The sequence below is a fragment of the Pseudomonas sp. W22_MBD1_FP4 genome (genome assembly GCF_052113765.1).
Taxonomy (GTDB): Bacteria; Pseudomonadota; Gammaproteobacteria; order Pseudomonadales; family Pseudomonadaceae; genus Aquipseudomonas; species Aquipseudomonas sivasensis.
Genome location: NZ_JBGQOI010000006.1, coordinates 113116 through 125554, shown reverse-complemented (window position 1 = coordinate 125554; position 12439 = coordinate 113116). Strand labels below are relative to the sequence as shown.

Below are 12439 nucleotides of genomic sequence, written 5' to 3'. Positions count from 1 at the left end.
TTATTAGGATTGAACGCATGGTTTAGCTGCAGACACGCTCCATACGCAAGAAGTAGTCTTCTTCTCCCACGATATTGAATCCCATACGCAGATAGAGTTTTTTGGCCGGATTCGTCTTGAACACGGTCAGGCGCAACAGGCCCAGCACCTGCGCCTTGAGCGTCATCTGCGCCAATACCCAACTCCCGGCGCCGATCCCGCGACAGTCTTCGAGCAGATGCAACTCCCGAATGTAGAGCGCCCGGCTATCACGGCTCAGACTGATAAACCCCAAAACGGTGTCGTCCCGGCAAATCAGCCAGTTTTCCCGACCTGCCCACGCGGTGTCGAAGCCATCGTTGGACCACCACAACCCGTACTGAACGTAATAGCGGGCCATGGCTTGTTGGGTCAGCGTTCGTGCAAAGGACAGGTCCTGGTCGGTCGCAGCGCGCAGGTGAAAGGCCATTTACAGAGCTATCACTTGGCTGGCCCAACGCTCGGCGTGGCGACTCGCGATCAGCAGCGCATTCCCTACCCCGGGCACAACAGCAAGCAAACTGCCATCGGCGGCCCAGATCGCACTGCGACCCGCGCAGGCCCAGCTACCCGAAGGCCCACCATGATTCGCCATCAACACCAGCAAGCCATATTCAGCGGCGTAGCCTTGGAGCAGCGCACTGTCAGTTGTGTAGCCGCCTTCACTGATCAGCACACCGGCGGCATAGACAGTGGCGCCCGCTTGCGCCGCAGCACGCGGATGACTGGCGTGGGAAAAGTCTGCACACACCGCCAGTGAAATCCGGTCAGCCCCAAATTCAACAACAGCACCGCCCTGCCCTGGGACAAACGCGGCTTCTTCGCCGTCATGCAGATGTTGCTTGGTATAGACCGCCAGGGAGCCGTCCGCGCCCAGCACCAGAGCACCGATCAACACACCCGCCTCTGGCGCCAGTCGGATCGGCATACCCACCACCGCCGTCAGTCGCAGCTCCTGCGCCATTTCACGCAAGGGCGCCAGCACCCGATCCTCTGGCGCAATCGCCAGTTCAGCGGCGAGCGACGGCTCATAGCCCGTCAACGACAGCTCGGGGAACACCAGCAATTGCACCCCCTGCTCCGCTGCAGCACGCATAAATGCCAGATGGCGTTCGATGTTGGCCGGCACATCGCCCGCAATGGAAATGGATTGAGCAGCAGCAAGGCTGAAGGCAGTCATGGTCGCGTCCAAGCAATCGGTATGTGAGTGTGACCAGCATATCGGCACTCACCCCATAGCCGTAAGTACCCCCATACAATAGAAATTACTGATTGAATCTCCCTGCTTGCCTCTAGTAAGCTCCGACCATCATTTGGAGACACACCATGTTGCAACTCACCCACACTCAGGTTTGCCCTGCTGCCAGCGCCCAGCGCTCGGTGTCGGCTACCCGTGTGAACGGTTCGAGCGCACTGGTCAGCTTTTATTTTGGGTATTGGTTTAGCCACTGGCGCGCCTGATACCTGAAATCGGCGCCCACTACTCAAGGGGTCGCCTACCAGAGAAATCTAACCCCCGGTCGGCTCCCCGACCGGGGGTTTTGTTTTTCAGGCCTCCATACACTTTTCAACTTGGTCAAGAACACTTAAAGGAATCACGACATGAACTACGCCACCTATTACCGCTACGACACTTGCACTGCATGGCGATTTAGCAAGCTCCGCTCGGGACAGCCTGCCGCCTCCGATCGGTCACCTATTGGTGGCAAGCCAACACACGTAGCCGATACGGCCAATTGTCGAACACCCCAGTAGGCCAAGCGCGCGGGAATAGCCCGCCGCTTGACCAGGAAGCCTTGAATATGAACTCCTCCGTCGCCGCTCTACCCGTTGCCGCTCTGACTTGCGCCAATGAAACCCTGACCCAGCGTCTGCCCAGCTCCCTTGAGCTCAAGCACCAACTGCCCCTCAGCCCGTTCCTCACTGAACAGATCCACGCCCATCGCCAAGCCGTGCGCGCCATCCTCAATGGCGAAGATTCCCGCTTGCTGGTGATCGTCGGCCCATGCTCGATCCACGACCCGGAATCGGCCATGGAATACGCCCGCAACCTGAAGAAACTGGCCCTTGAGGTCAGTGACCAGATGTTGCTGGTGATCCGCGCCTACGTCGAAAAACCACGCACGACGATCGGCTGGAAAGGCCTGGCCTACGATCCTCGCCTGGATGGCAGTGATGACATGGCCGCCGGTTTAACCCTGTCACGCGAACTGATGCGCGAGATGCTGCGCCTGGGCCTGCCCGTCGCCACTGAACTGCTGCAACCCATGGCCGCCGGCTACTTCGATGACCTGCTCAGTTGGGTGGCGATTGGCGCGCGCACCACGGAATCGCAGATCCACCGCGAAATGGCCAGCGGCCTGGGCATGCCCGTGGGCTTCAAGAACGGCACCGACGGCGGCGTCGCGATTGCCTGTGACGCCATGCGTTCGGCGTCCCATCCGCACCGTCACTTCGGCGTCGATAGCCAGGGCCACCCGGCCATCATTCAGACCTCAGGTAACCCCGATACCCACCTGGTGCTGCGCGGTGGTCACCGTGGGCCGAACTACGATGCTCAGAGCGTGGCTGAGGTGAAGCACGGCCTGACCCAATCCAAGGTCATGCCACGGATCATGGTCGATTGCAGCCACGCTAACAGCGGCAAGGATCCACTGCGTCAGCCGGCCGTCTTCAATGACGTGCTGGAGCAACGCTTGCAGGGTGGCACCTCGCTGATCGGCATGATGCTCGAAAGCCATTTGTTCGAAGGCTGCCAGCCGTTGAGCCCTTCGATGAAATACGGTGTGTCAGTGACAGACGGCTGCCTGGGCTGGACCGCCACCGAGCAGTTGTTGCGAGCGGCTGCCGAGCGCCTGCGCGCTTAAGATTGATCGTTCAAGGCGCTGCTACAGTGGGTACAGCGCCTCATGCCCCAGCCCCACACACTTGCCATTCGTGACATTCAGTCAAGAGTCCTTTTCGGATTCGACTGTGTTTGCGAAGGAACGACGAGGGGATACTTGACTCCATTGCCTACAGCCCTAATGGAGTTACTGATGTCTATCCTCACGCAAAAAGTCCCCGCCTTCGGCCTCGGCACCTTTCGCCTGCAAGGCCAAGTGGTAATCGACTCCGTCAGCACCGGCCTTGAACTGGGCTACCGCGCCATCGACACCGCGCAAATCTACGAGAACGAAGCAGACGTCGGCCAAGCTATCGCCGACAGTGGCATCCCTAGGGATGAGCTGTTTATCACCAGCAAGATCTGGATCGCCAATTTCGCCGAAGGCCAACTGATCCCAAGCCTCAAGGAAAGCCTGCGCAAGCTCAAGACCGACTACCTGGACCTGACCCTGATCCACTGGCCATCGCCGGAAGACCAAGTGCCCGTCGCCGAGTTCATGGGGCAGCTGCTGGAAGCCAAACGAATGGGCCTGACGCGCCAGATTGGTATTTCCAACTTCACCATCGACCTGATGAAGCAGGCCATCGCAGCCGTGGGCGCCGAGCACATCGCTACCAACCAAATCGAACTGCACCCCTACCTGCAAAACCAGCACGTCGTGGATTTTGCCACCGCCAACGGTATCCAGATCACCTCGTACATGACTCTGGCTTACGGCGAAGTGCTCAAAGACCCCGTGATCCAGCAGATCGCGGAGCACCACCAAGCCACCCCGGCGCAAGTCGCCCTGGCCTGGGCCATGCAGTTGGGTTACGCGGTCATCCCTTCGTCAACCAAACACGCCAATCTGGAAAGCAACCTCAAGGCCATGCAGCTGACCTTGAGCCCTGCCGATATGGCGCAGATTGCCGGGCTGGAACGTGGCCACCGCTTGACCAGCCCCAAGGGCATCGCGCCGAAGTGGGACTAAACCCCGGCCACCGTTTTGCGCGATAATTCGCGCAGCCACGGCAACACCCGCAGGCCGACCGTGGCCTCGGGTGGGTCGATAATGTCCATGAAATGTTCGAGATTAACGTTGTCCGGCACACCGGGAAGCCGTACCACCACCGCCGATGTTGCGCCGCAGGGTGCCCCCAAATCCAGGTGATCGTAGACCAGTACATGGCGCACCTGGGGCTGGGGCCCGCAGCCATGGGTTATCAAACCCGCGCTGATAATCAGCACGTCAAAGGGTTCGGCTGGGATAGCCGTGAGTATCTGGACTTCTTCGAAGGTTTGTACCGGCACGATCCGGTGGTACCCCAACTGATTGAGCATTTTTTCGATGTACAACCGTTGCAGGTGTTGTTCATCAGCAATCAGGATGGTCAGTGCTTTGTTCGGCATGGCAAACACCTGGGCAGGCAGCGCTCGTCAGTGAGCGCCGCCTATTTTCCAGACATATCCCGAAGACAAAATCAGGCATATTCCCGCTTCGCGTAGGAGTTCTCCCAAATCAACCGAATGGCCCTCCTCCTCAGTCAAGCCTGATTGCCATAACGACTCAGGCTGTGCTGCAACTGTTCGATGGCCGCGTCTACGGACTCAACTGCAGCGTCCAACGCTCCCCTATCACGCCGCTCACATGCGCCCTCCAAGGTCTCGCAGCAGGAGGTCAGCACCTCAGCCTTGACCAAGCGCGCGCCTCCTTTGACACGATGAGCCAGGTCGTGAAGCTTGGCGAAAGCGCCTTGCCCTTTCAGCGTCGACAGCAAAGCACGGTCCTCTTCGAGGCTGTCCAGTAAAGGCGTCAGCAGTTCGCTGAGAGCATCGTCATCGCCCTGCGTCAGCGTGAGCAGCGGGCTTAAATCAAACGCTGCTCCGGCGTTATCCGTGGCGACTCCGGCGGTCCGTGGTGCCAAGGCCAAGCGCAAGTCCTCAAGGCCGGTAGGTTTAAACAGGCAACCGTCCATGCCTGCTTGCCGGCAGCGTTCAGCCTCTTGCGGCAGTGCGTTGGCGGTGAACCCAAGTAACAGGCACGGCGTCAACCCAAGCTGGTGCTCTTGTGCACGAATGTCACGCGCCAACGCGTAACCGTCCTTGAAGGGCATATTGCAATCGGTGATCACGCCATCAAAATGTCCGGCCTGCCACAGTGCAAATCCTTGGGCACCGTCCTCTGCCGAAGTGATGCGATGCCCTAGAAAACTCAGTTGTCGAGCCAGTAACAAGCGGTTGGCTGGGTAATCATCCACCACCAGAATGTTTAACCCACGGGCAGGCGGTATATGCGGGACCGGTGCAGAGACCGGCAGGGCGGTGGTCATCGCAAGCGCCAATGTCACGTCCACTCGCGTGCCCTTGCCCAGCACGCTACTCAAATGCAGTTGACCGCCCATCATCTCGCACAGGTTACGGCTGATCACCAACCCCAGACCCGACCCACTTCGCCCTGGCTGCTCATTATTACTGCCTTGGATAAAGGGGTTGAACAAGCGCTGCTGGTCTTCGGCGCTGATGCCAATGCCCGAATCCTCCACCCACAACCGCACGTTCAGTTGGTCACTGTCCAACACAGGTACGCCCTGGGCGCCCAGCGACACTTGACCGGAGGCGGTGAACTTGATCGCATTGCCCAATAAATTGGACACCACCTGCTTGAAGCGCAGCGGGTCGACGATCACGGGTCGATCTATCAAAGGGTCAAGTTCCACTCGCAGCAACAGGCCCTTGTCCCTCGCCAACCCCTCAAACACCCGCGCCACGGAGGCCAACAGTTCGTGCAGATTGGCTGGCTCCAGGCTAAGGGAAAGGTGGCCGGATTCGATCCGTGCAATGTCGAGAATATCGCCGATCAACTCCAGCATGCCCCGGGACGCCACCGACGCGACCTCCAGCGCATCCCGGTCAGCCCTGCCCTGTTCGGCATTCTTCAGCGCCAGCTCGATCATGCCGATCACTGCGTTCATGGGAGTGCGGATTTCATGACTCATGGTCGCCAGGAACGTAGTCTTGGCACGATTGGCCGCGTCAGCCTCCTCCTTCGCTTCCTGCAACTGGCGCAACAAGCGCTGGCGCTCGCTGACATCCACCCAGCCCGCAATCATGCCCACGACACTGCCATTGCTATCGCGGTACGGGAGCATCCACTGGTAAATGGTCAGAACGCCACCACCCGGCACCTTGAGCACGCGGTCATGGATCTGCGGCTCACCCAACTCCATCAAACGCAAATAATCGGCATGAAACGAACGGGCCTGGGGCGGGTTACCTGTATCGGTTTCCACCACTGTCTTACCGATGACGTCTTCCAACTTGAACCCGAATACATCGAGATAGGCGTTATTGCAGGCCATCAAGCGACCCAGGCGATCACGCACATAAATGGGGTGCGGCGTGCCATCAATCAGCACACTCATAAAACGCATCTGGTCGCTCAAAGCACGTTCGGCCTGGGCGCGTTTGCGAATCAGATTACGCAGGTAGAACACCCAGCCCAGCGTCACCAGCAACAGCAGCGCGGCTAAGCCGAACCCTTGGATAATCATATTGCGGTGACGCATCCAGTAGTTGTCTTCGATGATGATCTCGCTGCGCCAATGGTTGGTCAGCTCATCCATTTCTTCGGGTGAAATGCTCAACAACGCCTTGTCGAGGATCGAGTACAACTCCAGTTCGCTGCGGTTGACTCCAAACGTAATCCGCGCAGGCTCCCTCCCGACCGTACTGGTGATACGCAAACGTTTAAGGTAATGGCGCGCGATCATGTAGCGCGCGCTGATCAGCGAAACCGCCGTCGCATCGACGCTGCCATTGGCCACCCATTCCATTGCCTGCTCAGGGTTCTGCGCGTCGACAAACCCGATATTGGGATAGTCCTTGGCGATTTGTGCGACCAGGCTGTCGCCGCTAACGATTGCCAGGCGCTTGCCGGGCATATCTTCCAGGGTCACCAGTTGCTCGTCGTCGGCACGCACCACCAACACATAGGGGTTGGACAGGTAAGGTCGGGTAAAACGGATCTTTTCGGAGCGCTCGGCACTCGGGGTGACGACCGCCAGCATGTCCACACGACCGGCGCTGGCCTGATCAATTTGCGCGGGCAGCGAACTGCCGCGCTCCACATCGAACTTCAAGCCTGTGCGCAAACTGATGCGCGACAGTACTTCGGCGCTCAACCCTTCGAATTGCCCCTGCCCGTTGAAAAAAGACAGCGGCACAAACTTGTCGAGCACCGCGATTTTCACCCGAGGGTTCTTCTCCAGCCAGCGTTGCTCGCTTTCACTCAAGCGCAGCTGATCCGCCTCCAGAAACCCGCTGCCACCGGCACTCCAACGACGTAGGATTTCCAGCTGCTGGCTGGCCGGAACGTCGGCCAAAGCAGCGTTGATGATGCCCAACAGGCGTGTATTGTCCTTGGCGAATGCGAACCCGAAAGGGTTGACCTCCAGTGCGGAAAAATCCGCCATGCGCACGTTGTTGAGGTGGTTCTTGTTGATCAAATAACGAGTGCTGATAGCGTCCCCCAGGTACACATCGGCCTGGCCGAACGCGACAGCACCTATGGCTTCGAAGGCCGAGGCAAATAAGAGCAACTGTGCATTGGGATAAAACGTCTGAACGGCGTCGGGCTGCATGTAGTGGTAGAGCATCGCCACGCGCTTACCCGAAAGGTCAGCTTTCAGCGCCTGGCTTTCCCCTGCGCGCGTTACCAGCGCAGGTTGGTCATTGGCGTAAGAACGGGACAGTACCAACTCCGAGTCAGCCGCCTCATAGCCATTGGCCGACCCGACAAAATCCACCTCGCCGGCCTTGAGGGCATCGATCACCTCATCGCGGGTGTCGTACCGCTTCACGTCGATCGAGACATTCAGTGCCTGGGCGACCAGTGCCGCATAATCGGCGGTGATGCCCTCCAATTCATCGTTGTTGCTGCTCAGGTCAAAGGGGGCGAAATCAGGGGCCGACACGCCCATCGACAGCGTGCGCCGCTCGCGCAGCCAGCGCCAGTCGGCCTCGTCCAACACTACAGAAGGGTTTGCAAAAGTGGAGTGACCCAGCAGTCTCAGGTCGCGGGGTGCTTCGATGGCCATCGCCGCCCAAGGCAACAGCCCCATCAGCAGGATGGCCGCGTGTTTCGCCAGCCGGGAGGTAATCATTTCAGATCAGATGATTGCGCTGGGCAAACTTGGACAGATGAACCACCGAGAACATGCGCAACTTCTCCTTGAGCCGCGTTTTGTAGGTACTGATGGTCTTATGGCTCAACAGCATGTCCTCGGCGATCTCCTTGTTACCCAGGCCCAGCGCCAGCTTTTGCAACACCGTCAATTCGCGGTCAGACAGCGCCGCCACCAACTCCTGCTCAGTGGACTGCAAATCGTCGCGACGCACCGAACTGGTGGGCAGGCTGGGGAAGCAACTGTAGCCAGACCTGATCGCCCTGATCGCCTTCTGCAGCTCATCAAGTTCACCTGTCTTGGCGACAAACCCCATCGCACCAGCGCGCATGCAACGAGTCGAAAAGAACACCGCCAGATAAGAGGTCAGCACCAGGATCCTGCAAGGCAGCTCCAGCGCCTTGATCCGGCTGATCACCTCCAACCCACCGAGCTTAGGCATCGCCAGGTCAAGAATGATTAGGTCAGGGCGGGTTTCGCGAGCAATCTGCATGGCGTCAGCGCCGTTACCCGCCTGGTAGATTTTGTCGAAGCCCTCCTGCTTCAGCAGATATTTGACGGTGGCGCGTATAAAAGGGTGGTCATCCACTATTAAAGCTTTGTTGCTCATAAGACTCCCCTGAGAAGATCAGTACGCTTACATATCACGCGAGACCCAACTACCTGTGAAAAGTAACAGTTCCGACAAACGGTGCTGATTACTCCCTACTACAACTCAGGCAGTAAAGGCCCCTCCTTTTGAAAAAAACAGTAAACACGTAAAGCCGCGCCTTGATTCCTGAGCAGGCGCAAGCGCGCAACCTTAACAACCGACTGTTTTTTCCAATGAAGGGATAATCTCGACTAAATGTAGGACTTTTCCTCGGCACAGCAAGGTTGAGTCATCGAACGTTACTCGGTGGTACTCGGGCTCCAGAAGGCCTGTACCACCAGCGTCGACCTGGAAATCCGCACCACCAGGGCGTCCAACTCGTCACCGTCGACCGACGTCACCGCCAGTGTGGCTTCGATTTCCACCTCCTCGGTGCCGAACGGACGCACGTCGACATCACTGGCAGGGTAGTTACAGCGCGCGAGTTCGGATTCCAGCAACGCCAATACCGCGGTTTGCTGGGTACGTCGGGCAATCACATACAGGATGTTGGTGACTTCCGCCGACACCACATCCAGCGGCTGGCGGTTGATGTTATTGACGATTGGCCGCAGCAAGGTATTGGCCGCCAGCACAAACAGCGTGCCCAGCAACGCTTCGAGCACCAGGTCGGCACCGGCACACGCCCCCACGGCCGCCGACGCCCACAGCGTGGCGGCGGTATTGAGGCCACGCACATTGCCTTCTTCGCGCATGATCACGCCGGCACCAAGAAAGCCGATGCCCGACACCACATACGCAACCACTCGCACCGCGCCTTCCGCCCCACCGAGTCGGTTGGCCATGTCGACAAAAATCGCTGCCCCCACCGCCACCAGCACATTGGTGCGCAGGCCCGCCGTGCGCTGCCGGTACTGGCGCTCGAAACCGATCAGGCCACCGAGGATAAACGCGGCGGTGAGGCTGACCAGGGTGTCAATCAGGGAGTTGAGGTTGATGTTGTTGATTGCTTGCATAGGAGAGCTTCCCTATTCATTGCCAGCCAAACTTACGGATGTAATAGCCCTTCACCGCTTGGGTCAGCGCCATGTACGCCAGCAGGATCACCGGCAAAAACACAAAGTACAGCGACGGCAGCGCCTGTAACTTGAAGTAGTGCGCCAGCGGGCCCATTGGCAGGAAAATCCCCACGGCCATGATCACGCCCGTCATCACCATCAACGGCATCGCCGCACGGCTTTGCAGGAACGGGATTTTCGGGGTGCGAATCATGTGCACGATCAGCGTCTGGGTCAGCAGCCCCACCACAAACCAGCCCGACTGGAACAGCGTCTGATGGTCTGGTGTGTTGGCATCGAACACGTACCACATGAGTGCGAACGTGGTGATGTCAAAGATCGAACTGATAGGCCCGAAAAACAGCATGAAGCGCCCCACATCCCCCGGCTGCCAGCGTTGCGGCTTGGCCAGCATCTCGTCATCGACGTGGTCGAACGGGATCGCAATCTGGGAAATGTCATACAGCAGGTTTTGCACGAGCAGGTGCATCGGCAGCATCGGCAGAAACGGGATAAACGCACTCGCCACCAGCACCGAGAACACGTTGCCGAAGTTGGAGCTGGCGGTCATTTTGATGTACTTGAGCATGTTGGCAAAAGTGCGGCGGCCCTCCAGCACGCCCTCCTCCAGGACCATCAGGCTCTTTTCCAACAGGATGATGTCGGCCGCTTCCTTGGCGATGTCCACCGCGCTGTCCACCGAAATACCGATGTCCGCCGTGCGCAGCGCCGGTGCATCGTTGATGCCGTCGCCCATGAAACCCACCACATGCCCGTTGGCCTTGAGCAGGCGCACGATGCGCTCCTTATGGCTGGGCGTCAGCTTGGCGAACACATTGGTGGTTTCCACGGCCCTGGCCAACTCAGCGTCAGTCATGTCTTCGATGTCGTTGCCCATCAACAGACCTTGTTGCTCCAATCCCACTTCGCGGCAGATTTTTGCAGTGACCAGTTCGTTATCACCGGTCAGTACTTTGACCGCAACACCGTGGGCTTTCAGGGCTTTCAGCGCAGGCGCGGTGCTTTCCTTGGGCGGGTCGAGGAAGGCCACATAGCCGATCAATGTCAGGTTGTTCTCATCTGCCAAGCTGTAGGTGTCGCGCCCAGGTTCCATCGGTTGCGCAGCCACGGCCACCACACGCAGGCCTTCTTCATTGAACGCTGCGGTCACATGGCGAATGCGCGCCAACAGCTCATCGGTGAGTGCTTCATTGGTATCGCCGTGGCGCACGCTGTTGCACACCGAGAGGATCTCCTCCACGGCGCCCTTGCAGATCAGCAGGTGCGGCAAGCCTTGCTCGGCGACGACCACCGACATACGGCGGCGGTTGAAGTCGAATGGGATCTCGTCGACCTTATGGAAGGCGGTGCCGACTTTAAGCTCGCGATGCACCTCCACATGTTCCAGCACCGCCACGTCCAGCAGGTTCTTCAGGCCAGTCTGGTAGTAGCTGTTGAGGTAGGCCATTTCCAATACGTCGTCGGATTCTTCACCCCACACATCCACATGGCGCGCCAGGAAAATCTTGTCCTGGGTCAGGGTGCCGGTCTTGTCGGTGCACAGCACGTCCATCGCGCCGAAGTTCTGGATCGCGTCCAGGCGCTTGACGATGACCTTCTTGCGCGACAAAAACACCGCGCCCTTGGCCAGGGTGGACGTGACGATCATCGGCAGCATTTCCGGGGTCAGACCCACGGCAATCGACAGCGCGAACAGCAGCGCCTCGGTCCAGTCGCCCTTGGTGAAGCCGTTGATAAACAGCACCAACGGCGCCATCACAAACATAAAGCGGATCAGCAACCAACTGACTTTGTTCACCCCATGCTGGAACGAGGTGGTAGCGCGATCAGTGGCGGTCACGCGCTGGGCCAGGGCACCGAAGTAGGTGTTGTTGCCGGTGGTCAGGATCACCGCCGTCGCCGCACCGGACACCACGTTGGTGCCCATGAACAGGATGTTGTCCAGATCCAGAGGATTGCGGGTATTGGCGTTTTGATGCTGGGCGAACTTCTCCACCGGCATCGACTCACCGGTCATCGCCGCCTGGCTCACAAACAGGTCCTTGGCACTGAGCACGCGGCAATCGGCGGGAATCATGTCGCCGGCCGACAGCACGATCAGGTCGCCGGGCACCAACTGCTTGATCGGCAACTCGACGCGCTTGGCCTCATCACGACGCAGCACCGTGGCGGTGTTGCTGACCATGGCTTTCAAGGCATCGGCGGCCTTGTTCGACTTGGCCTCCTGCCAGAAACGCAGCAGCGTCGAGAGCACCACCATGGAGAAAATCACCGTGGCGGCCTTCATGTCTTCGGTCAGCCAGGAGATCACCGCCAGCAAGGTCAGCAACAGGTTGAAGGGGTTTTTGTAGCAGTGCCACAGATGCACCCACCACGGCAGCGGCTGCTCGTGCTCGACTTCATTGAGGCCGTGTTGCACACGCAGGGCATCGGCTTCCTGGGTGTTCAAGCCCTCGGCATGGCTGCCCAACGTGCCGAGCAATTGCGTGGTGCTGCTGTTGGCCGCGGCCACCAGGGTTTGCGCCAGGGTCGGCGGCACTTCGCGGCTGACGCTGGCGTCGGTGACGGTTTCGAGCATGGCCAGGCGACGGAAGTGCCGGGCGATGTGCCGGGTCCGCAGGAAGCCGGCGAAGAACTCTTTCAACAGAGTGAGGTTCATGGTGTTACTCCTGCGCGAGGAAAAACCGTCGTGCAGGTACTG

The 12439-nt window shown here is 59.1% G+C and carries 10 protein-coding genes; 3 read left to right on the top strand and 7 right to left on the bottom strand.

Annotation, left to right across the window (positions count from 1 at the left end; translation table 11 throughout):
• Window positions 1-22: 22 nt before the first annotated feature.
• Window positions 23-448: a GNAT family N-acetyltransferase gene (locus tag ACEN2T_RS10355; RefSeq protein WP_095186524.1), complete on the bottom strand. Its 426-nt coding sequence runs from the start codon at window positions 446-448 to the stop codon at window positions 23-25.
• Window positions 449-1198, bottom strand: coding sequence for a carbon-nitrogen hydrolase family protein (locus ACEN2T_RS10350; protein ID WP_442116660.1), 750 nt, complete (start codon window positions 1196-1198; stop codon window positions 449-451).
• A gap of 146 nt (window positions 1199-1344) precedes the next feature.
• On the opposite strand from ACEN2T_RS10350, the gene ACEN2T_RS10345 reads away from it, so the two are divergent.
• From ACEN2T_RS10345 to dkgB, 3 genes are all read left to right on the top strand, one after another.
• Entirely contained in the window at window positions 1345-1479 is a 135-nt protein-coding gene (locus ACEN2T_RS10345; protein ID WP_256585361.1) for a hypothetical protein, read from the top strand.
• A gap of 341 nt (window positions 1480-1820) precedes the next feature.
• Window positions 1821-2885, top strand: a complete 1065-nt coding sequence (locus ACEN2T_RS10340) for a 3-deoxy-7-phosphoheptulonate synthase (protein ID WP_442116659.1) — start codon at window positions 1821-1823, stop codon at window positions 2883-2885.
• Between the two features lie 171 nt (window positions 2886-3056).
• A complete protein-coding gene (gene dkgB / locus ACEN2T_RS10335; RefSeq protein ID WP_122753692.1) occupies window positions 3057-3875 on the top strand; it encodes a 2,5-didehydrogluconate reductase DkgB in 819 nt (272 codons plus the stop codon).
• Here dkgB and ACEN2T_RS10330 read toward each other — a convergent pair.
• From ACEN2T_RS10330 to mgtA, 5 genes are all read right to left on the bottom strand, one after another.
• Window positions 3872-4294: a hypothetical protein gene (locus ACEN2T_RS10330; RefSeq protein ID WP_032886621.1), complete on the bottom strand. Its 423-nt coding sequence runs from the start codon at window positions 4292-4294 to the stop codon at window positions 3872-3874. The genes dkgB and ACEN2T_RS10330 overlap by 4 nt on opposite strands.
• A 134-nt stretch (window positions 4295-4428) precedes the next feature.
• Window positions 4429-8046 carry a transporter substrate-binding domain-containing protein gene (locus ACEN2T_RS10325; RefSeq protein ID WP_442116658.1) on the bottom strand — a complete coding sequence of 1206 codons (3618 nt, stop codon included), beginning with the start codon at window positions 8044-8046 and terminating at the stop codon, window positions 4429-4431.
• Window position 8047: 1 nt separating this feature from the next.
• On the bottom strand, window positions 8048-8677 hold the full coding sequence (locus ACEN2T_RS10320) for a response regulator (RefSeq protein ID WP_442116657.1): 630 nt from the start codon (window positions 8675-8677) through the stop codon (window positions 8048-8050).
• Between the two features lie 281 nt (window positions 8678-8958).
• Window positions 8959-9675: an MgtC/SapB family protein gene (locus ACEN2T_RS10315; RefSeq protein WP_032886625.1), complete on the bottom strand. Its 717-nt coding sequence runs from the start codon at window positions 9673-9675 to the stop codon at window positions 8959-8961.
• Window positions 9676-9691: 16 nt separating this feature from the next.
• Entirely contained in the window at window positions 9692-12397 is a 2706-nt protein-coding gene (gene mgtA, locus ACEN2T_RS10310) for a magnesium-translocating P-type ATPase (RefSeq protein WP_442116656.1), read from the bottom strand.
• Window positions 12398-12439: the final 42 nt, after the last annotated feature.

Bases quoted from the DNA above. Each gene is read 5' to 3' on its own strand.
- ACEN2T_RS10355 (WP_095186524.1), bottom strand. From the start codon at position 448: ATGGCCTTTCACCTGCGCGCTGCGACCGACCAGGACCTGTCCTTTGCA.
- ACEN2T_RS10350 (WP_442116660.1), bottom strand. From the start codon at position 1,198: ATGACTGCCTTCAGCCTTGCTGCTGCTCAATCCATTTCCATTGCGGGC.
- ACEN2T_RS10345 (WP_256585361.1), top strand. From the start codon at position 1,345: ATGTTGCAACTCACCCACACTCAGGTTTGCCCTGCTGCCAGCGCCCAG.
- ACEN2T_RS10340 (WP_442116659.1), top strand. From the start codon at position 1,821: ATGAACTCCTCCGTCGCCGCTCTACCCGTTGCCGCTCTGACTTGCGCC.
- dkgB (WP_122753692.1), top strand. From the start codon at position 3,057: ATGTCTATCCTCACGCAAAAAGTCCCCGCCTTCGGCCTCGGCACCTTT.
- ACEN2T_RS10330 (WP_032886621.1), bottom strand. From the start codon at position 4,294: ATGCCGAACAAAGCACTGACCATCCTGATTGCTGATGAACAACACCTG.
- ACEN2T_RS10325 (WP_442116658.1), bottom strand. From the start codon at position 8,046: ATGATTACCTCCCGGCTGGCGAAACACGCGGCCATCCTGCTGATGGGG.
- ACEN2T_RS10320 (WP_442116657.1), bottom strand. From the start codon at position 8,677: ATGAGCAACAAAGCTTTAATAGTGGATGACCACCCTTTTATACGCGCC.
- ACEN2T_RS10315 (WP_032886625.1), bottom strand. From the start codon at position 9,675: ATGCAAGCAATCAACAACATCAACCTCAACTCCCTGATTGACACCCTG.
- mgtA (WP_442116656.1), bottom strand. From the start codon at position 12,397: ATGAACCTCACTCTGTTGAAAGAGTTCTTCGCCGGCTTCCTGCGGACC.